Origin of the sequence: Burkholderia mayonis, assembly GCF_001523745.2 — a bacterium.
GTDB lineage: Bacteria > Pseudomonadota > Gammaproteobacteria > Burkholderiales > Burkholderiaceae > Burkholderia > Burkholderia mayonis.
The window spans coordinates 2,181,408-2,204,543 of record NZ_CP013386.1; the positions used below are offsets into that span (position 1 = coordinate 2,181,408).

Below are 23,136 nucleotides of genomic sequence, written 5' to 3' on the forward strand. Positions count from 1 at the left end.
CCTCAAAATGTCAGGTCTCGCGCCCGTCGCGGGCACGGCTAGGGTTCGGTCGCCCGTCTCAGGCGCGACGCTTCGCTGGCGCTTCGTCGTCCGGCAGTTCGCGCTCGGGGACCGCCTCGCTTGCACTGCGCACGGCGTCGGCGAGACTGTCGCACGTGTCGTCCAACGTCTCCTCCGCCTGCGCTGGGACCGGCTCGGCATCGTGCGGGATGCCGCCGATCGCGCGTTGGTCTTCCTTCGTCGCTCGGGCCGCCGCCGGATCGGCGGCCGCCTCGCGGTTTGCTACATTTGCCGCGTCGGCCGGAGCTGCGTCCGTGCGCGCGACAGGGTGTGCGTATTCGTTCGCCGGCACGGGCGATTCGGCGCGTTCGCCGGCGGCGTGGCCGGCCGACTCGGCATGCGGCGCCGTGGCGGCGTCCGCTGCATCCTGCACATTGCCGTGCGCCGCCGCATGCTCGTGCGACGCGGGTGCGTCTTCCGCAGGTGCGCCTTTGTCAGCGGTCGATGTCAAATCGACGGCTTCGTCGGCTTCGATTCGGCCGGCAGCATGCTCGGATGCGTCGCAACCGCCGCCGACCCGCTGCGACGCATCGACTTCGTCGGAAGCTTGCGCCGCACCGACGCTCGCATCGGCATCGACTCGTTCGCCATTATCAGTCGGATCGGCAATCCGTGCAGTCGAGCCGTCAGCGCCTTCGGACGGCGCATCGGCCGCATCAGCATCCGCATCGGATGCATCCGCCGCCGCTCCGCCGTCGCCCCGCGCATCTTCGGGGAAGTCGATCGCCTGCTGCGCGAGAAGGCTTGCCTCCAGATGCGCGGCCGGCTCCTCGAGCGCCGGCAGATCGTCGAGCGCCTTCAGGGCGAGATCGTCGAGGAACGGCTTCGTCGTTGCGTAGAGCGCCGGACGGCCCGGCACGTCGCGATGGCCGATCACCTCGATCCAGCCGCGGTCCTCGAGCTGCTTGACGACTTGCGTGTTCACCGTGACGCCGCGGATTTCCTCGATGTCGCCACGCGTCACCGGCTGCCGGTACGCGATGATCGCGAGCGTCTCCAGCACGGCCCGCGAATACTTCGGCGGCTTCTCCGGATGCAGCCGGTCGAGGTACGTGCGCATCGCCGGCTTGCTCTGGAAGCGCCAGCCCGACGCGAGCGCGACGAGTTCGACGCCGCGCCCGGTCCATTCCTGTTTCAGATCTTCGAGCAGTGTTCGGACTGTGTCCGCCGACATGCCGTCGGCAAAGAGCTTGCGCAAATCGCCGAGTTTCAGCGGTTCCTGCGCGCAGATCAATGCAGTCTCGAGGACGATCTTCGCCTCTTGGGTATTCATGCAGCTAGGTCAGACCCTGTGGTCAAGCGAACCGGATCAATCGAACAGACGAAAGGAACGGAAGACGCGCTCGCCCGATTCTGATCGGTCATATTGATGGGAGCACGAACCGGGGGCGGCGAACCTACTCTCAAGCCCAACCCAAACCGGACGGAACAGCGCGGAACCAAGTCGGAACCGCGTGACTGAGCGCCATCTTACGCAAAATTGCCCTGTGCGTAAAGACAAAGAACGTACGGTAAAAGACATATCTCCGGCGCGTCGGCGGCGACGAAAACGGTCACCGAAGCCACTTCCGCCATGGTCGCCGATGGAGCGCCCGCTCATGCGAACGGCGATCCGCCCCCAATCCAGACTCAGCGGCGAACGTTGCGGCGACCAGCCCCCGCGTCACATGCCGAGTTGGCTGCGCGGCGCGTTGTCAGCTCAGATCCTCGACGCGCGCCGGCATCTCCTTCACGAGCCCCCAGACCGCGTCCGCCGCCGGCGACAGCGAGCGGTCGCGCCGCCGCACGAGCTCGACGGTGCGCTCCGCGCGCGGCGCCAGCGGCCGCGCGACAAGCGACGAGCCGGCCGGCAACGGCAACGACAGCCACGGCAGCACGCTCACGCCGACGCCCGCCTCGATAAGGCCGAACACCGTCGCCGAATGGCCGAGCTCCTGCACGACGCTCGCCGCGACCCGATGCGTCGCGAGCGCCGCATCGATCAGCGGCCGGCTGCCCGACGCGTAGTCGAGCAGCACGAGCCGCTCGCCCGCGAGCGCCGTCCACGGCACGCGATCGCGCGCGGCAAGCGGATGATCGGCGCGCGCGACGAGACAAAACGAATCGGTCATCAACGGTTCGTTGATCAAATCGTTCGTCGCGAGCGGCCCGATCACGACGCCGAAATCGACCTCACCCGACTTCACCTTGCGCAGCACGTCGCTCTGCACGTCGTCGCGCAGGCCGAGCGTGACGAACGGAAAGCGCTGCTCGCACGCGGCGACGACGCGCGGCATCAACCGACACGCGATCGTCGGGCTCGCCGCGACGACCACACGCCCGCGACGCTGCTCGCCGATCTCGCGGATCTCGCGTAGCGTGTCGTCGAGGTCGCCGAGCAGGCGCGACACGCTCGCGATCAAATTCGTGCCGACGTCAGTCAGCTGCACGTCGCGCGTCGTGCGGTCGATCAGCTTGAGCCCGATCTCGCCCTCCAGCTCGCGCACGGACCGACTCACGGCCGACTGCGTGAGACCGATCTCGTCGCCAGCACGGCTGAAGCTCTTGAGCCGCGCGACCTCGATGAACACGCGCAACTGCCTCAGCGTGATATTCATGGGATTTCCTCATCAATCGGACGCATCGATGCGCGATTGTATTGCGTCCTCGCGATGCCGTGCCGTGTGTCGGTGCGGTGCAGCACGCGTTGAAACGCACGTCTCACGGGCCAGACTGCACAAGATTGGTGATTGTCCTTATTTGCTCGACGGTCTTTTTGGCGTCTTATACGCCCCTAGCTGACGCGGCTGTCAGCTCGCTGCCAGGCGGCTTTGGGGTGGTCGTCGCCAACGTGGCACGCTTCGTGCATTAGCAGGCGCACAGGGCTGCGGGCTTTCGGGCTTCTCGCGGCGGATCGCGCAACATCCGCTGCTGCATGGAGCCGATGCCTCCCCCGGCACTCGTTGCATCGAGTGCCCGACGAGTGCGCCGCGCAGGGCGGCGCACCGGAGTTAGCTTCGCTGAGGTGAGGACATGATGCTGTTCGACGATTTGAGAGACAACGAATGGGCGCTGCTCGAGGGACTCTTCTGCTCCGAGCCTGCACGCAGTGAGCGCCGCGGTCGTCCCCGCGTGGAAGCGCGCTCGGTGGTGAACGCCGTTCTTTGGGTGCTGTCGACGGGCGAAGGCTGGTCGAAGCTGCCCGGCCGCTATCCGTCGCCGCCGACCTGCCGTCGACGCTTCGACGAATGGCAGGCCGACGGCACGCTCGCCGAAGTGGTGAAACGCCTCGGTTCGAGCGGCCGCCAGATCTCGCTGCGCGGGCGCATCGGCGCGAGCGCGGTGAAACCGCCCGCGCCGCCGAGCCGCGATCGTCTGCGCGGCGCGTTCTGGACCAATCCGGAATCCTGGCGCGCTCCCGTCAAGATGGCATGAATTCAATTTCTGGGCGGCACCGACCGCCCAGAATCGTTTTCGGCGCCCGCTGCTGCGGCGCGCTGCCGCCTTTTCGCACGGACTCCTGACAATGCGATCAAGCGATACATCTATTTACTAATATTTACAACGCGCCTTCGCTCCCCCGCTTACCTTAGCGGTATATATCAATGAGCCGTCCGACGGCTTGAAAAGGGGGCTCCCAACGATGAAACCCATGTCACTTCTCAAGGCATGCGGCATTGTCGTTTCGCTGGCGCTCGTTGCTCCTTCGCACGCCGACCAATTTCCTCCGAAGCAGCATGGACAGCGGGAACGAGTCGCCCGTTCGCAAGCGGATGCAGCCGCACCCGGCGCACGGCCGAACGCGCCGCGTGGCGATCTGCGCGGCGACATCGCCAGCAATGCACGCGCGCGCAATGACGCGCAACGTCCGCCGAGCTCCTCGAACCATCATTGAAGCAGCAAAGGGAAAAAACCGCATGCTCGGGAACTGCTCGGCACTCGCCGAGTCTCAACCTTGCCATGAGCACAGCGTGGCAGCAGCTATGTACCCGGTACCGCCCGTATCCTCGCGATACGGGCTTTTTTTCGTGCGGATGATGCGGCGCCGTGCGCGGCGCTACAAGCGACTTTCGAGAATCGACACGGCGCTCGCTTCGCTGAGCGCGTAATCTTCGGTCCGGCGCGCATCCCAATCGGGCTGCCTTTCGTCTCGCTCGAGCCGTGCGAATTCAACCCGGCCGTTGTCCGTCAAAACGGCGATATCGACGGGCGCGTGGAAACCGGGCGCAGGCGCGACAGTCTTCTGCCGAACCGTATCCATCAAGCCGAGCGCACGCAGGTATTCGAACACACCCGGACGCCTCGCCCAAGGAACCTGACGGTACTGGACACGCCTCAGCGCGTCGAGCACTGCTTCGTTGGAATACGTGGCCATCTCGATTCTTTCTTAAAGTGCAGCGACATTGCAAAGCGGCCCCGCCGGCCCGGGTCTCCGCCCGCCGGCGCCGCCACGCAGCTCAAGAGGGATCCTTATAATCCCCTCACTTCTTCCGACCCGCTCCCCGACGCTTCGTTCGCGCAACGCGGGGACAGATCACCAACCGTGCCTAAAAAACTACCTTACCCCAATCAAATTGATTCTGTTTACCACATTTGGACTTCTCTTCGTCGTTTTTCTGCTCTGCCGCAAACACCCCGGCGCGATCGCGATACTCGTCGCGGGCATCGCGCTCTTGTGGCTGCTCGCGTCCGGCTGGCTCGCCGCGCCGCTCATCGCGCTCGCGGAATCGGGCGTACAGCCGGTCGCCCGTCCGACGATGACGGGCGACACCGCGATCGTGATGCTCGGCGCGGGTATCAAGCGCCCCAACGGCATCGCGGCGCCGCCACGCGACGCGCTCGCCCGCATCGACAAGACCGCCGAACTCTATTCGGCATGCCAACGAACGGCGACGCGCTGCAGGGTCATCGTGTCGGGCGGCGATCCGCAGTTCCGTGGCATCACCGAAGCAGACACGTATGCGCCCTATCTGCTCGCGCGCGGCGTCGCAAACGGCGACCTGATCCGCGAGCAGCGCAGCCACACGACTTACGAAAACGCGCGCTTCACGGCTGCCATATTACGCGCCCAACATTACGATGATCTGATTCTCGTCACTTCGTCTTACCAGATGCGGCGCGCGCTCCTCGATTTCGAGCGGTTCGGGATCGCACCGCAGCCCGTCTACGCGAACCACCGGGACGCGCAGCTCGGCTGGCTGCCGCGCACCGGCAACCTCGTCAACGCCGAGCGAGCGCTGCACGAAATCCTCGGCATCGCGCAATTCCATGTATATCGCCGTCTCGGCTGGTACTAGCGGCGCACGCAGGTTTCCACGCGCCCGATCGTCGCGGCCTCTCCGCCGCCGATACCGATTCCGTGTGAGTGGATTGCGCAGGGATGACGGATTGCCTCACTGTTGCGCTCGATCCACGCAGTCAACCGCCATGACGCAATCGAATGCACTGATCCGTCACTTTTGATAAACTCGGCTCACTCGATTGCAGACGCCAGACAAATCGGCAACACTCGGGTCTATCACCACTTAGCGGAGGTAAGCAATGAAGAAGATGACCATGGCTATCCTGGTTTCGGTGTCGGCTCTGGCTGGCGCAGCCCATGCGCAAGAAAGCACGGAAATCAAGACGATCACCGATCCGGCGAAGATCGCCGAAATCGAGCAACGCGCACAAGCGCTGCAGCAGCAACAGGCTGCCGAGCCAGCCGCCGAAGCGAAGCCGATGCACGAACACAAGCATCACCCGAAGAAGGCCGCTCACAAGGGCGCGAAGAAGGCGGCCAAGGCAGCTTCGGCAAGCGCTGCCAGCGAATAAGCACAGTACGCCCCTTTTGCGCAAAAGCCGAATCCGGATCTGCCGGGTTCGGCTTTTTCATTGGCGCGCCGGAATGAGCGCGCCGCGCATTATGCTAAAGTCGCGCACCGAACTTTTCCAACCGTGCGCACTCCGGTGCGGAGGACTGAATGAGCAACATACAACTGGACATCGAATGGACTGAGGCCGCGACCCGCAAGATCAAGCAATTGATGCCGCGCGGCTCCGATGATGCGTTCCTCGCGCTGCCGCCGATCGAATGCCTGCCGATGGAGGGCGACGTGCTTTTCCTCGGTCCGCAAGGCAAGCAGCAGCCGTTCATCGTCGCAGAGCGGCAGTACCACCACGACGGCGACGCCGACTGGACGATCGTCCTGATCCTCGACGTCCCGAACCCATCGCACTGATCGCCGATGCTTGTCACTGTGCCGCGCGCCGCGCGGCCCGTTCTCTTCGCTACGCGATCTTCGATGCGACGCGGATCTCCGCACTCTCGATCCAATCCGACGCAGCACGCTTGTACGCGTCGATATGCGCGGATCGCGCATGGGCCGCGAGCGCAGCTTCGCTCGCCCAGCGCTCGATGAAGATGAAACGGCGCGGCTCCTGAAGATCGCGGTGCAGATCGTACTGCAACGCGCCCTCTTCTTTGCGCGTCGGCCCGACGATTCCCTCGAGTTGTTCCAACAGCTTCGCTTCCGCACCCGGCTTTGCGACGATGAGCGCGACGACGGCGACTTCGGACATGCAGATCTCCTTTGCTGTGTGACAAAGGACTCAGCATACGCGAATCGGCGCAGGCGGACTTCTGCGGAACCACGCTCGGCCGCTCCCCCAAAAAAATAGCCCGCGCTTCACAAGAAGCGCGGGCAAAACCGTCGCCCTACGAGGATAGGCGACGGGGCCACCGAGACCCGCGCGAATACGCGGGTCATCGTCCAATACGGCAGTTCACCAGTAACGGCGACTGCCCGAAACGTCGACATCCGCACTAGGTGGGAGGCACGCGTAGTCGAACCGGGCCGTTTTCTGGCGTCCTCCCTGATTGCTTGGTTGACGATAGAAGGAGCAGCTTCCGTGCCAACCGAGAACGAATTCGCAATCGTTTGATTTTTAACGATTAATTCTCAAACGTTCAGCGAAAATGCGCATTCCTTCTGTTCGTTACGGGGTGACGTTACGTAACACGCCGGGCGTGCGGCAGGTTCGCACACGTATGCTCGAATCCGCAGCAACTGCCAGCGCGGACGATCGGGATAGGGGCGGTCAGGTGGTCTGACCGATCGCGGACAAAGCCGTGTTGCGGCGGGTCCGACATTACCTTGTGGTCGGCATCATGGATGGCGGTGTGGTCAGTGGGCGGTACGAAGGTACGCCGCAAGGCGGGCCGCTATCGCCGCTACTGGCCAATGTGCTGCTGAACGAGGTGGATCGCCAATAGGTTGCGCAAGTTGATGTACGTGTGATGGCAAAACAGGTCGGACCGTGGGGAAGCAAGCCTGAATGGGCGTAGGTCCTTCGAGGACTTCCCGGAGTTGAGGCCTTCCCCAGCAAATTCCATCAGGGTCAGCGGACCGACATCCGCACCGTAGGCCGGATATAAGTCTGCAGCCTGATCCTGTCCGCCGAACATGAATATCACCTGGCAAACCGGGAGGCGTCCATATAAGTGCGCCCATGCTGGGCGCACCAAAAAAAGCCCGCCGAAAGGCGGGCTTCGCAGGCTTCGCGGCGAATGCCGCAGGCAGCAGCGTCAGCGCAGCTGATTGACGAGGAGCGACATGATCTGCCGCGCGGGCGCTGACGCGTCGACGTCGCCCTTGTCGTCGACGATCGCGACGCGCGTCTGATCCTCGGTCACCGCCTTTACGTTGACGAGGTACTGCTTCGCCTTCTTTTCCTTCTTGCCGTGGAACAACTGGCTCCAGAAACCCTGCTCCTCAACGCTCAGATCCTTCGGATCGACGTAGCGGACGTAGTACAGGCCTTTCGTGCGATCGCGGTCGTCGACCGTGAAGTTCGCGCGATCGAGCGCGAGGCCGACGTGCAGCCACGAACGGTCGTACGGCTCGGCGAGCGTCACTTCGGGCGGCACGTCCGGCACCGCCGCTTCGCTCAGACCGCGCGACGTCGACGCGCTCGCGACGTTCTGCGCGGCGATCGCCGCCGCAGCGTCCTTGCTCTTGCTGCTCGACGTCTTCGTGCCGCTTGCTGGCGCCGCATCGTCCGTGATCGGCACGCCGCCCGCCTTCACGCGCGCATCGTTCTGCGCAAGCACGGCCATCAGGCGCTTCAGGTATTCGGTTTCGAGACCGGGATCGTTCGGCTTCGGCTCCCACTTGCTCGAATCGTTGTTCGAGCCCGTCAGCGCCTCGCGCATTCCCTTCTGGCTGATGAAGATGTACGTACCGCCATTCGGCGCCGCGTCGAGGCGCGTGCGATACTTGTTGCGCTCTGCCGTCACGTACGAGTTGCCCATCGCCTTCGAAATCACGTCGCGGATCAGGCCGTCGTTGATCTGCGGATGCGTTTCGTTCCAGTCGGTTTCCATCACCCCCTTGTCGCGCTGCTCGACGACGAGCAGAAAGCCCTGCTCCTGCCAGAAACGACGCACCTGGGGCCAGACTTGCGCAGGCACCTTGTCGTCGATCACGAGCCAGCTTTCGGTGCCGTCGCGCTGGATGCGCATGCCGGGCACGGCGGGCGCGACCGCCTCGGCGGGCGGCGCGGCCTGCTGGACCTGCTGCAGGCTGGAAAGCGAGGTCGCCCCGCCCTGCGGCGGCAGCGAACGCTGATCCGGCGTCTCGTCGAGCATGTTGGGCGGCACCGCGAGCGACACCTCCTTCGATTTCGAATCGCTTTTGTAGTCGATTTTCGTAGGCGACGGCGAACTGCAGCCGGCAACGAGCACGCCGGTTGCAAGCAGTGCTGCGAACCGCTTGGTAAGACGAAGATCAGTCATGTTCAGGAAATCCTTCCACTAGGTCACGGCGACTTTTCCGTGAGTTAATTTTCTATTTTACCGATCCGGCGGCGAACCGTGCAAAAAGCGCACAATCTTACACAGTCTTATTCACACGACTGCGTTCTTTCTTGGCTCGCGCGCGCCCTGGCGGGCATGCCGACATCGAATCGATGTGCAACGATTCACGTTGCCGCCTAGGGATAACGAGCATCCGATTTCCGAAAATCGAGCCGATGCGCGCGCCGGGACTCACTATCATTGATGGGACAGTGACCCCAACCGTATCCACTTGCGGAGGGTAGTCGCATGAACAACAAAAGGTCGTTGCCCCCAACGCGCCGCCGCCCAGCGAGCGTCCTTCTCGTTGCCGCCGCCATAGCACTCGCGCCCGCCGCAGCGCAATCGCAACTCGGCAGCACTGCCCCGAACCCGTCCGCCCGCACGTTCGCGCAAACTTCGACCCCGCTGTTCGGCGGCGCCGTCACGATGCGCAGCTACGTCGACACAGGTGGCACGACGATTCGCGAGTACGCGACGCGCGCCGGACTGGTCTTCGCGTACACGTGGGACGGCCCGACGTCGCCTAACCTGCGGCAGCTTCTCGGCGACCGCTTCGCGACTTACCAAAGCCACGCTGTCTCGACGGACGCGCGCGCCCGCACGGGGCTCCATGCCGGGCGAATCGCGCAATCGGATTTCGTCGTCGAAGCCGGCGGTCGCATGCGCGCGTACGTCGGCCGTGCGTGGCTGCCCGGCGCGGTGCCGTCCGGCATATCGATCGACGATCTGCAGTAAGGAGGCGGCCATGACCATCAAAATCGCGTGGTGCATCGCCGCACTCGCGACAATGCTCGCCGGATGCGGTGGCGGCGGCTCGACGGCGTCGAACACGAACGGAACCAGTGTCGCGCCGTCCACCGCGGCGAACGTGCAGCCCGTCACCGTGTCGGCGGGCGTCACGGGCGCCGCGAACATACTGATGACGACCGTCACCATCTGCGTGCCGAACACGAGCCAATGCCAAACGATCGACAACGTGCAGGTCGACACCGGTTCGGATGGCTTGCGCATCCTCGCGTCTGCGCTGCCGTCGAGCGTCGCGCTGCCGATCATGCCGACCGCTGGCACGCCGATCACGGGCGCATGCGCGGTGTTCGGCACGGGCTTTACGTGGGGCGCCGTGCGCCGCGCCGACGTGAAGATCGCAGGCGAAGTCGCGTCGAACGTTCCGATCCAGGTGATCGCCGATCCAAGCACGCCGAACACGCCTGCAGACTGCACGCAAAGCGCCGGGCCGATGCAAACGCAAGGAACGCTGCGCGCGAACGGCATTCTCGGCATCGGCCTTTTCGTCACCGACTGCGGCGCCGCGTGTGCGAGTACCGCGTTGTCCGGCTGGTATTACGCGTGCACGGCGAGCGGCGCATGCGCGAGCGCGGCGCAGCCGATTGCGCAGCAGATCGCGAATCCGGTCGGCGCGTTCGCAAGCGACAACAACGGCTCGGTGATCGTGCTGCCGGCGATTCCGGCAACGGGCTCAGCGACGGTCAACGGCTCGCTGATCTTCGGCATCGGCACGCAAGCGGACAACGGACTCGGCTCGGCGACGCCGCTCGCGACGACCTCGTCGGGCGCCTACGTGACGAGCGTACTGAACGGCAACACCAACATGCGCACGTTCTTCGACAGCGGCTCGAACGGAATCTTCTTCGCGGATGCGTCGCTGCCGCAATGCGGATCGTGGTTTTGTCCGGGCAGCACGCAGACTTTCGGCATCGCGCTCGGCAGCGGAAACGGCACGACGGCGAAAGCGACGACATTCCAGGTCGCCAGCTCGCAAGTGCTATTCTCGACGGTCAACTTAGCGTTCGACGATCTTGCCGGTCCGATCGGCAACGTCGTCGACCTGGGACTGCCGTTCTTCTATGGACGCAGCGTCTATACCGCGATCGAAACACGGCCGACGCCTGCGGGGCCCGGGCCATACTATGCGTTCTAGCGCGGGCGCTCGCGCATGAGCATTTCCCGTCACGCTGCTCGTCGCGCCGGGCTTGCGCTCACATCGCGCAGGGCCGGAAACTGAAAAATCGCATGAAAGTTCTGAACGACGGCGCTCGATTGGAACGACGCGCCCCCTCCGATTCATGACATTCCGCCCGGCTTTTACAAGACACGTTGCGCCGCATTCGACGAGCTGCATTTGAATCACGTCGTCACGCGATATCGCGACATCGACGACACCCAGCTTGCTCTAAAACTCACGTGCAAAAGAAAAACCCGCACAGCCTTACGCTGTGCGGGTTTTGATCTGGTCGGGGCGAGAGGATTTGAACCTCCGACCACCTGCACCCCATGCAGGTACGCTACCAGGCTGCGCTACGCCCCGAAAGCGTGAAAGTATAACAGACACTTTGATCAAATAGAACTGTCGAGATGCAAATTCCATTCGATGCAATGTCGCCACGAATCATGCACCGATGCATTCGTATTCGCTCATTGCTCACGCCTGCTTCATCGCCAGCATCACCAGCTTGTCGAAGATGCGATCGCCGAGCCACTTGCGCGCAAACATCGTCGGCCTCGCGAACCTGCCGGCGACGTAGCGCGTCCTCGGTCGACGGGCGCGCACCGCGCGAACGATCAGATCGACGATCACTTGCGGATCGGAACCGCGACCGTCCTGATAGAGCATCTTCGTCGCAGCGGCAACCGCTGCTGCCATCTTCGCGTACGGACCATTGCCCGAACGCTCGAGCATCGGCGCAAGCATCACGTCGCCGAACTCGGTGACGATCGCGCCCGGCTCGACGATCACGACGTCGATGCCGAACGGCTGCAGTTCGAGCCGCAGACAATCGGACCAGCCCTCGACCGCGTGCTTCGTCGCGTGATACCAGCTACCGAGCGGCGAATAAATCTTGCCGCCCATCGACGAGATATTGATGATGCGCCCCGCGCGCTTCGCACGCATCGACGGCAGCACGAGCTGCGTCAGCCGCGCCATGCCGAACAGGTTGACTTCGAACTGGTAGCGCGCGTCGTCGATCCTCGTCTCTTCCATCGCGCCGAACATTCCGAATCCGGCGTTGTTGATCAACACGTCGGCGCCGTCCGTCTCTCGCTCGATTCGCTCGACGGCCGCCCGCAAGTCCGCTTCGCGCGTGACGTCCATCTTCAGTACGGTTGCGCCGAGCGCGACCAGATCGGCCATCTGCTCAACCCGGCGAGCCGCCGCATAGACAGTCATCCCCTCGGCGAGCAACGCCTTTGCGAACGCCTTGCCCATCCCCGACGACGCGCCCGTCACGAGCGCGACCCTTTTGCCAGATGCGTGCGTTGTCATGCGAACTCTCCGATCCGATCGAGACGAGCAACAGGACGATCGTAGCGCCTCGCCGATCGATCCGCGCAAGTCAAGTGCGCCATTGTAGAAACTGATCACGCGGACTACGCAGTTGCCGACGACGGAGCCGGCAGGTGTCTCGCCCGGCCCGCGCCGCGACGGGTCGCCGAGTGCGCATCGCCCGTTTCCGCCGCGATCCGAGTGCTCGAACGTCGATCGCATCGCGTGCCCGCCCAGTGAACGGCACGCGATCCGGACGTCGCAGACAGCGGCGCCGTTCCGCCCCAATCCCGCGCCTGCCGAGCGTTTGCCGCTGCGCACACGATCCGCCAGATAGCCGGGTACCCCTAAAACGACCGCTTCTCGGCGAACTCGCGCGTCGCTTCTCGCCAACCGCACCGTCATGCGCGCATCATGCGAACGTCATACGAGCGTTTGATTCATATCATCGTCATTGCGCCCTTCCCGCTGCAACGCGCCTCCTTGCAGCGCAGCACGACGCGCCGATGTTTGGTGCGGCCCCTCTAGCGAGGCTATGCCACACTGCGCCAAACCATCGGCGCCAGCCAACGCGCACGCTCGCGCGCCAGTCACGACAAAGATAGGGAGACATCAACGATGCGGACACCGGTCCAGCGCGTCCATCGCACGCCATTTCACCGCGCGCCTGGCGCATGGCGCGCCCTACGCACCGCCGTTTCGGCTTCGCGCTGGTTCCTGCGCTCGTGTGCAGGAACGGCGGTCACGCTCGCCATCCTGAGTGCGGGATGCGCGGAATCGACGCCGAAGACCGGCAGCGACGCCGCCGCCTCGACGACGATCGAACGCACGAAGGCCGACCGCCTCGCGCGCGAGCAGCAGATTGCGCGGACCGTGCCGGCGCTCGCGTCGATCAAGCTCACGCAGCGGCGCCCGCTTACGCTGCGCGACTCGGGGCAGAACGGCACGCTCGCGTTCCTGCGCGAAGTCGACTTCCGTATCGTCGGCGACCTCGGCTTCCTCGTTCATGAGCTATCAGCGACGCTCGTGCCGACGCATCCCGGCGCGCCCGCCGTCTTCGACGACCCGACGAGCTTCGACATCGCCGTGCACCACGGCACCGTGACGCTCGACGACACGAAACTCAACGCGCTCTTCGGCGGCTACATCTTCGGCTACCACAACGCGCCGCTGCGGCACGTGCGCGTGACGGCGGGCGACGGCGTCCTCGACATCCACGGCGATATGCAGCGCGACGGCTGGGTGCCCTTCTCGCTGAAGGGCAAGCTGGAGGTTCGCGACGGCTCGACGCTCGTCTTCCGTCCAGTCGACGTGCACGTATCGGGCATCGATGCGGGCCCCGTGATGCGGGCCGCGAAAGTGCAGGTGTCGGATCTGCTGAAGATCGACACGCCGATCGTGCGGCTGAACGGCAACGATCTCGTGCTGAATGTCGACAAGCTGCTGCCGCCCCCTCATCTGAAGATCAACATCGTCGCACTGAAGTTGACGTCCGCCGGTCTCGACCTCGTGCTCGACGACGGCACGAAGGCGGGCTTCACGATGCCCGAGAACGCGCCGAAGCACGCGATGTATCTGCGCGGCGGCGACGTGAAGTTCATGCGCACGATGCCGATGAACGCGGACATCGTGATCCATCCGCCGCGCGAGTCCGCGCCGGACGACGCGTTCGTGTTCGACATGTATCACTATCGCGACCAGCTCGTCGCCGGCTATTTCAACTTCGAGCCGAGCGGCGCGCTGTCGATTCTGATGCCGTCATATTCGCAGGTCGCGCGCCCCGCCGCGCCGGGCGTCGGCAGCGCGTCCGCGCGAATGAACAACAGCCTGATTGCGGCGCAGCAGTCGAGCCTGAACGAAGCACGCCGCGAGTGGGAGGCGTTTGCGATCGCGCCGAACGACGGCGCGCCGCAGTCCGACTTCCGCAAGGTGGCCATGAAGCACGGCGGCGACGTGACGGCGTTCGGCCCGCGCCACATATCGAACGGCACGACGACGATCCACCTGCACAACGCGGACTTCTACATCGCCGGCAACATCGGCTTTCGCGTCGACGATCTCGTCGTTCAGCTCGTCGCGAAGCACGCGGGCGAGCCCATCGACCTCGACGATCCGAATCAGTACGACATCCGCATCCTGAGCGGCTCGGTGCTCGCGCCGTGGGACGCGATGTCTGATCTCTTCAACCGGCATCTGCTCGACTATTCGCCGCGCTCGCTGAACGACCTGAAGCTGAGCGCCGACGGCAACCAGCTGCATGTGCAGGGCGGCCTCAAACTGTGGAACCAGGTGCCGCCCGGCGTCTGGCTGCCGGCCGACATGAAAGGCACACTGACGCTGCTCGACGAACGCCATCTCGCGTTCACGCCGACGAAGGTGTCGGTGCTCGGCGTGCCGCAGGCAAAGCTGCTTCGCGCGCTCGGCATCGAGCTGTCGTCGCTCGCACCGCTCAAGCGCCGCGGCGCCGAGCTGCGCGGCAATGCGCTCGTGCTCGACCAGTACACGGTGTTCCCGCCGCCCATGCTGATCGGCCGCATGTCGCAAGCGACGGTCGAGCCGGACGGTCTGCGCCTGACGTTCCGCTCGGCATCGAACGCGCCCGTGTCGCGGCCGCCCGCAAACGTGCCGAAGAGCTACCTGTGGCTCGAAAGCGGCGACACGAAGATGTTCAACGTGCTCGTGCTGAACATGCGCATTCTTGTTCAAGACACGACGAAGCAGCGGGTGCGTTTCGATCTCTACGACTACCGCGACGTGGTCGCGCGCGGCTCGGTGCGGATGGTGCACGACGGCACGCTGTACGTCGACGTCGGCAAGAAGGACCCGCTCGCGCCGTGATCCGCGCCGTGCGCGCAGCACGGCCGCCGCGGCGGAAGGCACAACCCGAAAAAAAACCCGTGCGAACCAGCGTTCGCACGGGCTTTTTTCGTTTTTCGACCGTGTGCCCTCGGAAAGCGCGCGGCTCGGCGCGGCCCGGAGCTCTGCGTTCAGCGACGCTTGAGGCCGTCGATCACGTCGAGAAGCGCCCCGCGCAACTGCGCGACATCCACCGTCTCGCTCGACACCGCCTCCTCTGCGCGCGGTTCGAGCTCATCGGCCGTCGGAGGCGCGCCCCGCTCGCTGCCGACCGCGTCGAGCCGGTTGCGAGCGCCGTTGATCGTGAACCCCTGCTCGTACAGCAGCTCGCGAATCCGCCGGATCAGCAGCACCTCGTGGTGCTGGTAGTAACGGCGGTTCCCTCGCCGTTTCACCGGGCGCAGCTGCGTGAACTCCTGTTCCCAATACCGCAGCACATGAGGCTTCACACCGCACAATTCGCTCACTTCCCCGATCGTGAAGTAGCGCTTCGCGGGGATCGGGGGCAACACGACTTTCTCAACCGTCGACGTCATCGTCAGTTAACCGTCGGTAAGGGGCGCGGGCGCCGCGCGCAGGGGCGAAGCGCCGGTTTAACGCACGAGATCCGATTCGGCGCCGTTTTCGACGAGCGCCTTCAGCTTCTGGCTCGCGTGGAATGTCACGACACGGCGCGCGGCGATCGGAATCGCCTCGCCCGTCTTCGGATTGCGCCCCGGCCGCTGCGGCTTGTCGCGCAGCTGGAAATTGCCGAAGCCCGACAACTTCACGCTCTCGCCGTTTTCGAGGGCATCGCGAATCACCTCGAAAAACGCCTCGACCATGTCCTTCGCCTCGCGCTTGTTGAGGCCGACGCTGTCGAACAGCAGCTCGGCCAACTCGGCCTTCGTCAGCGTCGGCGTATCGCCGACGGACGGCGACGCCGGAACGTCGCGGGACATGGCGCTGCGTTGCGCCGTCAGGAGGGCTTCAAATTCACTCGAGTTCATGTCGTTCATATCTGCAAAACTAGCGCGTCAACCTTGGACAAAAACACTGACGAAAGCGGCGGTTTCCGCCACTTTCGCGCCCTATCCGCGCAAACGCGCGCCATAGACTCGAGCCATGCGGTCCACGAGGGTCTGAATCGCTTGCTCGACCATCTCATCCTGCAGGGTTCCGGCCGGGTCCTGCAGCGTGACGCGGAACGCAAGGCTTTTCTCGTAGGCTGACAGCCCACTGGAAGTATTTGATTTTGCACGAAATTCGTCGAAGAGCGCAACTTTCTGGACGAACTTGCATGCGTCTTCCGCGAGCGCCTTCTTCATTTCGTCGAAAAGCGCCTGCACTTCGACCTTCTGATCGACGACGACCGCGATGTCGCGACGCACCGGCGGGAACTTCGACACCTCTGACGGCGTCGGCAGCGCTCGCGCGACGAGCGCGTCCGCGTCGATCTCGAACATCACGGGCGCATGCGGCAGTTCGTACTTCTGCATCAGGCGAGGATGCAACTCACCGATCCAGCCGACCGCGCGGCCGTCGACTTCGATCTGCGCGCTGCGGCCCGGATGCAGCGCCGGATGCTCGGCCTTCACGAAACGCGCGACGATGGGCGCGAGCAGCGCCTCGAGATCGCCCTTCACGTCGAAGTAGTCGACCTGGCGCGTCGCCGCGCCCCATTGCTCTTCGACGACCGGGCCGTACGCGAGCGCGCCGACGCGCTTCGGCTGCGCATAGCCCTCGACCGCGAGCTCGCCCGCCTTCACCGACGGATCGGCGATGAACACGCGGCCCGTCTCGAACACGCGCACGCGATCGGCGCGGCGGTTCAGGTTGTGGCGCAGCACGCCGGCGAGGCTGCCGAACAGCGTCGTGCGCATCACCGACAACTGGCTCGCGATCGGGTTCAGCAGACGCACCGGATTGTCGTTGCCGGCGAAGTCGCGCTCCCACTCGGCATCGACGAAGCTGAAGTTGACCGTTTCCGCGTAGTCGCGCGCGGCGAGCGCGTGACGAATCGCGTGGATCGAGCGGCGCGTCTCGTCGGTCGCGCGCATCTCGCTCGTCGCGACGGGCGGACGGGCGGGAATCTTCTCGAAGCCATAGATCCGGGCGACTTCCTCGATCAGGTCCTCTTCGATCTCGATGTCGAATCGGTGCGGCGGCGGCGTCACGCTGAACACGTCGCCGTCGCGCTCGAATGCGAGGCCGAGACGCGTGAAGATCCGTGCGACTTCGTCCTCGCCGATCTCGACGCCGATGATCCGGTTTGCGCGCGACGCGCGCATCGCCACCGGCGCGCGCTGCGGCAGGTTTGCGATCTGGTCGTCGACGGGGCCCGCCTGGCCGCCGCAGATGTCGAGGATCAGTTGCGTGATCCGCTCGACGTGCTCGACGGTCGTCGAGTAATCGACGCCGCGCTCGAAGCGGTGCGCCGCATCGGTCGAGAAGTTGTACTTGCGCGCGCGGCCGCGGATGCTGTCCGGCCACCAGAACGCCGCTTCGAGGTAGATGTTCGTCGTGTCGAGCGTCACGGCCGTGCTGTCGCCGCCCATGATGCCCGCGAGACTCTCGACTTGGGCGTCGTCGGCGATCACGCCGACCGTCTCGTCGAGCTCGACCGTGCCGCCGTTCAGGAGCTTCAGCGATTCGCCGCGCCGGCCCCAGCGGACGTCGATGCCGCCGTGGATCTTGTCGAGATCGAACACGTGCGACGGACGGCCCAGTTCGAACATCACGTAGTTCGAGATGTCGACGAGCGCCGACACGCTGCGCTGGCCCGCGCGCTCGAGGCGCTCGACCATCCATTGCGGCGTCTTCGCGCGCGCGCTCACCCCGCGAATCACGCGGCCGGAGAAGCGGCCGCACAGATCCGGCGCGGAGATCTTGACGGGCAGCGTCTCGGCCAGTTCGGTGAGGACCGGGCGGATGTCGGGCACCGTGAGCGGCGCCCCCGTGATCGCGGCCGTCTCGCGCGCGATGCCGAACACGGACAGGCAGTCCGCCTTGTTCGGCGTCAGCTTGATTTCGAAGACCGTGTCGTCGAGGCTCAGCGTATCCCGGATGTCCTGCCCGACGAGCGTGTCCTCGGGCAGGATCATGAGGCCGCTGTGGTCGTCGGACAGCTTCAGCTCGCGCGCCGAGCAGAGCATCCCCTGACTCTCGACGCCGCGCAGCTTCGACAGCTTGATCGCAAACGGCGCGGCGCCTTCTTCGACCGGCGGCAGCTTCGCGCCGACGAGCGCGACCGGCACCTTGATGCCCGGCGCGACGTTCGGCGCGCCGCAGACGATCTGGAGCGTCGCGCCCGTGCCGGCGTCGACCTGGCAGACGTTGAGCTTGTCGGCATCCGGATGCTTGACCACATCGAGCACGCGGCCCACGACGATCTTCTCGGTCGGCGGCGCAGCCGGGCGCAGCGACTCGACCTCGAGCCCCGCCATCGTCAGCGCATGCGACAGCTCGTCCGTCGTCAGTTGCGGATCGACAAAGGTTCTCAACCAGGATTCAGGGAATTGCATGGATATCCACGTTCGAAACAGTTAGATCGAGGCCCGGCGCGCCGCCTCGGTAGGCCGGCCGGGCGCGGAGCGAGACGGTCGCGCCGTTACGCGAACTGCCGCAGGAAGCGCAGGTCGTTCTCGAAGAAGAGACGCAGATCCTGCACGCCGTAGCGCAGCATCGTCAGCCGCTCGAGGCCGCTGCCAAACGCGAAGCCGATATAGCGCTCGGGGTCGAGGCCCATGTTGCGGATCACCGTCGGATGCACCTGGCCGGAGCCGGAGATCTCGAGCCATTTGCCCGCGTTCTTGCCGTGCTCGAACATCATGTCGATCTCGGCCGACGGCTCGGTAAACGGGAAGTACGACGGACGGAAGCGCACGAGGATGTCGTCGCGCTCGAAGAATTTCTTCAGGAAATCGGTGTAGACGCCCTTCAGGTCGGCAAAGCTGACGTTCTCGTCGATCCACAGGCCTTCGACCTGGTTGAACATCGGCGAGTGCGTCGCGTCGCTGTCGACGCGGTACGTGCGGCCGGGGGCGATCACCTTGACGGGCGGCCGGTTCATCCGCGCGTAGCGGACCTGCATCGGGCTCGTGTGCGTGCGCAACAGCAGCGGACGACCGTCGGCATCCTTGCCGTCGACGTAGAACGTGTCCTGCATCGAGCGCGCCGGATGGTTCTCCGGGCTGTTCAATGCGGTGAAGTTGTACCAATCGGTTTCGATCTCGGGGCCGTCGGCCACGTCGAAACCGATCGACCGGAAAATCTGTTCGACGCGCTCCCACGTGCGCATCACCGGATGCAGGCTGCCCGTGCCCGTGCCGCGGCCCGGCAGCGTGACGTCGATCGCCTCGGCGGCGAGGCGCTGGTTCAGGAGCGCGTCGGCGAGCGCCTGGCGGCGCGCATTGAGCGCGGCTTCGACCTGCTGCTTCGCGACATTGATGCGCGCGCCTTCCGTCTTGCGCGTTTCGGGATCGAGCTTGCCGAGGCCCTTCAGCAGCTCGGTCAGCGCGCCCGACTTACCGAGAAACCGCGCCTTCTCGTTCTCGAGCGTGGTGATATCCGCAGCCCCTTCGAACGACTGCTGCGCGTCGGCGACAATCTGGTCCAGATCCATTGATCCCATCACTTCCAACGTCAGTTGTGCTCGTCGAGCGAAACGCCCGACCCAACAAAAAAGGGGCTCGGAAGAGCCCCGTTTTCGCTGCAGCGGCCGCGACTACCGGAACATCGCTGCAACTCACCACGCAGTGCTAATTTCGCAATTAGGCTGCAACGGCGGCCTTCACCTGCTTCACGATCGCGGCAAAAGCAGCCTTGTCGAACACCGCCATGTCGGCCAGCACCTTGCGGTCGAGTTCGATCGACGCCTTCTTCAGGCCGTTGATGAACACGCTGTAGGTCATGTCGTGCTGACGCACTGCCGCGTTGATACGCGTGATCCACAGTGCGCGGAACACACGCTTCTTGTTACGGCGGTCGCGGTACGCATACTGGCCTGCGCGCATCACCGCCTGCTTGGCGATGCGGTAGACGTTGTTGCGGCGGCCGCGATAACCCTTGGCCAGGTTGATGATCTTCTTGTGACGGGCCCGTGCGGTTACCCCACGTTTGACTCGAGGCATGATTCTCTCCTGTGAGTATCGGTTGAGGGGTTACGCGAACGGAAGCATCGCGCGGACGGAGTTCAGATCGGAATCGTGAACTGCCGTGGCGCCGCGCAGGTGACGCTTGTTCTTCGTGGTTTTCTTGGTCAGGATGTGGCGCTTGAAGGCTTGACCGCGCTTGACGGTACCGCCCGGACGCACCACGAAGCGCTTTGCAGCGCTCTTCTTGGTCTTCATCTTAGGCATGACGAACAACTCCAGTTTATTTGATGGAGGTGGGTGTGCGGTTGGCTCGCGCCCTCAACCCGCCCTTCGGAACCCAGTCCACTTGTGTACGGCGCGACGCTTGCGCGACCACCGTTGTTTCAGGCGCGCCGCCCTGACCGGGCGACGCGCCGAACTACTTCACCGAACCGCCGCGCGCCTGCGCGGCATGCTCGTTACTTCTTCTTTTTCGGCGAGAGCACCATGATCATCTGGCGCCCTTCCATCTTCGGCATCTGCTCGACCTGGCCGACTTCGTCGAGGTCGGTACGCAAACGCTCGAGCATTCGCATGCCGATTTCCTGGTGAGCCATTTCCCGGCCGCGGAAACGCAACGTGATCTTCGTCTTGTCGCCTTCCTCGAGGAAGCGCACCAGGTTGCGCAGCTTGACGTTGTAATCGCCGTCATCGGTCCCCGGGCGGAACTTCACTTCCTTGACCTGGATGACCTTTTGCTTGAGCTTCGCCTCGTGCTGCTTCTTGGCTTCCTGGTACTTGAACTTGCCGTAATCCATCAGACGGCAAACCGGCGGAGCCGCTTGCGGCGCGATCTCCACCAGGTCAACATCCAGTTCTTCCGATTTACGGAAAGCCTCGACGAGTTTCACGATGCCGATGGGCTCGCCATCGACCCCGACCAGACGCACTTCCGGTGCAGTAATTTCACCGTTGATGCGATGCGACGACTTATCAGTAGCGATGTTACGTTTCCTCTAAAAATTAAAAAAACGAGCCGCGCTGCCAGGGCGGTTACTTGAACGCCTGGATGTCCTCACGCAGACGCTCAACGAAGGCTTCGACGGGCATGACACCCAGATCGACGCCGCCACGGGCACGCACGGCTACCGTTTGTGCTTCACGCTCTTTATCGCCCACGACGAGCAAGTAGGGAACTTTTTCGAGCGTGTGCTCGCGTATTTTATAGCTAATTTTCTCGTTGCGCAAATCGGCTGACACCCTAAGCCCTTGTTTTTGCAACGATTGAGCAACAGTCTGCGCATATTCCACCTGACTTTCGGCGATATTCAGCACAACTGCGTGGACGGGCGCGAGCCAGGCGGGCATCGCACCGGCGTGGTGCTCGATCAGAATCCCGAGGAAGCGCTCCATCGAGCCGACGATCGCCCTGTGCAGCATTACCGGCCGGCGGCGGCTATTGTCCTCGGCGACGTACTCGGCGCCGAGCCGCTCCGGCAGCATCATGTCGAGCTGCAGCGTGCCGCACTGCCACGAGCGGCCGAGCGCATCCTTGATGTGGTACTCGATCTTCGGGCCGTAGAACGCGCCCTCGCCCGGCAACTCCTCCCACTCCACGCCGCACGCCTTCAGCGCCTTGCGCAGGCCATCCTCGGCGTGATCCCACGTCTCATCCGAACCCATCCGCTGCTCCGGGCGCAGCGACAGCTTGATGTCGATGCGGTCGAAGCCGAAATCCTCGTAGACGCTCATCGCGAGCTTGTTGAACGCGATCGCCTCGGAGTTGATCTGCTCTTCCGTGCAGAAGATGTGCGCGTCGTCTTGCACGAAGCCGCGCACACGCATCAGGCCGTGCAACGCGCCCGACGCCTCGTTGCGGTGGCACGAGCCGAATTCCGCGTAGCGCAGCGGCAGATCGCGATACGAGCGCAAGCCGTGCTTGAATACCTGCACGTGGCCCGGGCAGTTCATCGGCTTGACCGCGTAGTCGCGCTTCTCCGACTCGGTCGTGAACATGTTCTCGCGATAGTTCTGCCAGTGGCCGGACGCCTCCCACAACGAGCGGTCCATGATCATCGGCGTCTTGATCTCGAGGTAGCCGGCCGCGTCGAGACGGCGGCGCATGTACTGCTCGACCTGCTGCCATAGCGTCCAGCCCTTCGGGTGCCAGAACACCATGCCGGGCGACTCTTCCTGGATGTGGAACAGATCGAGCTGCTTGCCGAGCTTGCGGTGGTCGCGCTTTTCCGCTTCTTCGAGCATGTGCAGGTACGCGTCCTGGTCTTCCTTCTTCGTCCAGGCAGTGCCGTAGATGCGCTGAAGCTGCTCGTTCTTCGAGTCGCCGCGCCAGTACGCGCCCGCGACCTTCATCAGCTTGAAGACCTTCAGCTTGCCCGTCGACGGCACGTGCGGGCCGCGGCACAGGTCGGTGAAGCCGCCGTGCGCGTACAGCTTGATCTCGTCGCTCGCGGGAATCGATTCGATGATCTCGGCCTTGTACTTCTCGCCGATGCTGCGGAAGTACGAAACCGCCTCATCGCGCGACACGACGCGGCGCGTGACGGGCTCGTCTTTCTTCGCGAGCTCCTGCATGCGCTTTTCGATCTTCTCGAGATCTTCGGGCGTGAAGGGACGGTGGTACGAAAAGTCGTAATAGAAGCCGTTGTCGATCACGGGCCCGATCGTCACCTGCGCGTCCGGATACAGCTCCTTCACAGCGTACGCGAGCAAATGGGCAGTCGAGTGACGGATGATGTCGAGGCCGTCGGCATCCTTGTCCGTGACGATCGCGAGCGACACGTCGCGATCGATCAGCGTGGACGTATCGACGAGCTCGCCGTCGAGCTTGCCGCCGAGCGCGGCCTTCGCAAGACCAGGGCCGATCGACGCCGCCACTTCGGCGACCGTCACCGGATGCTCGTATTGGCGAACCGAGCCGTCGGGCAAGCGTATCGAAACCATATAGCAATCTCCGTGATGCCGTCAGTGAGCGGCAGACTAACAGCGCGCGAACCGGCAGCAAAAGCGCGCGACAAAAAAAATGCGGCCCCGCTTTCGAGGGGCCG

At 64.3% G+C, this 23,136-nt stretch carries 22 protein-coding genes, 1 tRNA gene and 1 pseudogene; 9 read left to right on the plus strand and 15 right to left on the minus strand.

Annotated elements, in window-relative coordinates:
• Positions 1 to 58 precede the first annotated feature (58 nt).
• Positions 59 to 1,333 (minus strand): SMC-Scp complex subunit ScpB, encoded by a 1,275-nt coding sequence (gene scpB, locus WS70_RS10735; protein WP_059469562.1) that lies wholly within the window; start codon positions 1,331 to 1,333, stop codon positions 59 to 61.
• A 421-nt stretch (positions 1,334 to 1,754) separates the two neighbouring features.
• On the minus strand, positions 1,755 to 2,657 hold the full coding sequence (locus tag WS70_RS10740; RefSeq protein ID WP_059469563.1) for a LysR family transcriptional regulator: 903 nt from the start codon (positions 2,655 to 2,657) through the stop codon (positions 1,755 to 1,757).
• A 415-nt stretch (positions 2,658 to 3,072) separates the two neighbouring features.
• Here WS70_RS10740 and WS70_RS10750 point away from each other — a divergent pair, with 415 nt between their 5' ends.
• Together WS70_RS10750 and WS70_RS10755 are read left to right on the plus strand one after the other, a co-directional pair.
• Positions 3,073 to 3,474, plus strand: coding sequence for a transposase (locus tag WS70_RS10750; RefSeq protein ID WP_010104117.1), 402 nt, complete (start codon positions 3,073 to 3,075; stop codon positions 3,472 to 3,474).
• A 208-nt stretch (positions 3,475 to 3,682) separates the two neighbouring features.
• A complete protein-coding gene (locus WS70_RS10755) occupies positions 3,683 to 3,934 on the plus strand; it encodes a hypothetical protein (protein ID WP_108033935.1) in 252 nt (83 codons plus the stop codon).
• A 162-nt stretch (positions 3,935 to 4,096) separates the two neighbouring features.
• Here the strand turns inward: WS70_RS10755 and WS70_RS10760 are convergent, their stop codons facing one another.
• Entirely contained in the window at positions 4,097 to 4,414 is a 318-nt protein-coding gene (locus WS70_RS10760) for a hypothetical protein (protein WP_010104120.1), read from the minus strand.
• Positions 4,415 to 4,613: 199 nt separating this feature from the next.
• Between WS70_RS10760 and WS70_RS10765 the strand changes: the two genes are divergently transcribed.
• From WS70_RS10765 to WS70_RS10775, 3 genes are all read left to right on the plus strand, one after another.
• Positions 4,614 to 5,336, plus strand: coding sequence for a YdcF family protein (locus WS70_RS10765; RefSeq protein ID WP_059597785.1), 723 nt, complete (start codon positions 4,614 to 4,616; stop codon positions 5,334 to 5,336).
• 244 nt (positions 5,337 to 5,580) lie between these two features.
• Entirely contained in the window at positions 5,581 to 5,853 is a 273-nt protein-coding gene (locus WS70_RS10770; protein WP_059469565.1) for a hypothetical protein, read from the plus strand.
• Positions 5,854 to 6,002: 149 nt separating this feature from the next.
• A complete protein-coding gene (locus WS70_RS10775) occupies positions 6,003 to 6,260 on the plus strand; it encodes a hypothetical protein (protein ID WP_059469566.1) in 258 nt (85 codons plus the stop codon).
• 49 nt (positions 6,261 to 6,309) lie between these two features.
• On the opposite strand, the gene WS70_RS10780 is transcribed toward WS70_RS10775, so the two are convergent.
• Positions 6,310 to 6,600 (minus strand): putative quinol monooxygenase, encoded by a 291-nt coding sequence (locus WS70_RS10780; protein ID WP_059469567.1) that lies wholly within the window; start codon positions 6,598 to 6,600, stop codon positions 6,310 to 6,312.
• A 535-nt stretch (positions 6,601 to 7,135) separates the two neighbouring features.
• Here WS70_RS10780 and WS70_RS32840 point away from each other — a divergent pair.
• Positions 7,136 to 7,291: pseudogene (locus WS70_RS32840) on the plus strand (group II intron reverse transcriptase/maturase); the annotation flags it as partial.
• Positions 7,292 to 7,606: 315 nt separating this feature from the next.
• Here WS70_RS32840 and bamC read toward each other — a convergent pair.
• Positions 7,607 to 8,815 carry an outer membrane protein assembly factor BamC gene (gene bamC, locus WS70_RS10790; protein ID WP_059597786.1) on the minus strand — a complete coding sequence of 403 codons (1,209 nt, stop codon included), beginning with the start codon at positions 8,813 to 8,815 and terminating at the stop codon, positions 7,607 to 7,609.
• Positions 8,816 to 9,124: 309 nt separating this feature from the next.
• Between bamC and WS70_RS10795 the strand changes: the two genes are divergently transcribed.
• Positions 9,125 to 9,613, plus strand: a complete 489-nt coding sequence (locus WS70_RS10795; RefSeq protein WP_059597787.1) for a DUF2844 domain-containing protein — start codon at positions 9,125 to 9,127, stop codon at positions 9,611 to 9,613.
• 10 nt (positions 9,614 to 9,623) lie between these two features.
• Positions 9,624 to 10,817 carry a DUF3443 domain-containing protein gene (locus WS70_RS10800; protein ID WP_059469571.1) on the plus strand — a complete coding sequence of 398 codons (1,194 nt, stop codon included), beginning with the start codon at positions 9,624 to 9,626 and terminating at the stop codon, positions 10,815 to 10,817.
• Positions 10,818 to 11,127: 310 nt separating this feature from the next.
• Here WS70_RS10800 and WS70_RS10805 read toward each other — a convergent pair.
• Both WS70_RS10805 and WS70_RS10810 read right to left on the minus strand, forming a co-directional pair.
• A tRNA-Pro gene (locus WS70_RS10805) sits at positions 11,128 to 11,204 on the minus strand.
• Between the two features lie 114 nt (positions 11,205 to 11,318).
• Positions 11,319 to 12,161, minus strand: coding sequence for an oxidoreductase (locus tag WS70_RS10810; RefSeq protein ID WP_059597788.1), 843 nt, complete (start codon positions 12,159 to 12,161; stop codon positions 11,319 to 11,321).
• Between the two features lie 717 nt (positions 12,162 to 12,878).
• On the opposite strand from WS70_RS10810, the gene WS70_RS10815 reads away from it, so the two are divergent.
• Positions 12,879 to 14,999 carry a hypothetical protein gene (locus WS70_RS10815; RefSeq protein WP_059597848.1) on the plus strand — a complete coding sequence of 707 codons (2,121 nt, stop codon included), beginning with the start codon at positions 12,879 to 12,881 and terminating at the stop codon, positions 14,997 to 14,999.
• Positions 15,000 to 15,148: 149 nt separating this feature from the next.
• On the opposite strand, the gene WS70_RS10820 is transcribed toward WS70_RS10815, so the two are convergent.
• The 8 genes from WS70_RS10820 to thrS form a co-directional block, all read right to left on the minus strand.
• The gene (locus WS70_RS10820) at positions 15,149 to 15,553 is read right to left on the minus strand and encodes a MerR family transcriptional regulator (protein ID WP_059469573.1); all 405 of its coding nucleotides are present in this window, start codon (positions 15,551 to 15,553) and stop codon (positions 15,149 to 15,151) included.
• A gap of 57 nt (positions 15,554 to 15,610) precedes the next feature.
• On the minus strand, positions 15,611 to 16,015 hold the full coding sequence (locus tag WS70_RS10825; protein ID WP_059469574.1) for an integration host factor subunit alpha: 405 nt from the start codon (positions 16,013 to 16,015) through the stop codon (positions 15,611 to 15,613).
• Between the two features lie 72 nt (positions 16,016 to 16,087).
• On the minus strand, positions 16,088 to 18,520 hold the full coding sequence (gene pheT, locus WS70_RS10830; protein WP_059597789.1) for a phenylalanine--tRNA ligase subunit beta: 2,433 nt from the start codon (positions 18,518 to 18,520) through the stop codon (positions 16,088 to 16,090).
• Positions 18,521 to 18,606: 86 nt separating this feature from the next.
• Positions 18,607 to 19,620: a phenylalanine--tRNA ligase subunit alpha gene (gene pheS, locus WS70_RS10835; RefSeq protein ID WP_059469576.1), complete on the minus strand. Its 1,014-nt coding sequence runs from the start codon at positions 19,618 to 19,620 to the stop codon at positions 18,607 to 18,609.
• A 148-nt stretch (positions 19,621 to 19,768) separates the two neighbouring features.
• A complete protein-coding gene (gene rplT / locus WS70_RS10840) occupies positions 19,769 to 20,128 on the minus strand; it encodes a 50S ribosomal protein L20 (protein WP_004192938.1) in 360 nt (119 codons plus the stop codon).
• A 30-nt stretch (positions 20,129 to 20,158) separates the two neighbouring features.
• Positions 20,159 to 20,356 (minus strand): 50S ribosomal protein L35, encoded by a 198-nt coding sequence (gene rpmI / locus WS70_RS10845; protein ID WP_004191477.1) that lies wholly within the window; start codon positions 20,354 to 20,356, stop codon positions 20,159 to 20,161.
• Between the two features lie 194 nt (positions 20,357 to 20,550).
• Complete coding sequence (gene infC / locus WS70_RS10850) at positions 20,551 to 21,075, minus strand: translation initiation factor IF-3 (protein WP_082715934.1); 525 nt, start codon at positions 21,073 to 21,075, stop codon at positions 20,551 to 20,553.
• A 49-nt stretch (positions 21,076 to 21,124) separates the two neighbouring features.
• On the minus strand, positions 21,125 to 23,032 hold the full coding sequence (gene thrS / locus WS70_RS10855; RefSeq protein WP_059469578.1) for a threonine--tRNA ligase: 1,908 nt from the start codon (positions 23,030 to 23,032) through the stop codon (positions 21,125 to 21,127).
• Between the last annotated feature and the right edge of the window lie 104 nt (positions 23,033 to 23,136).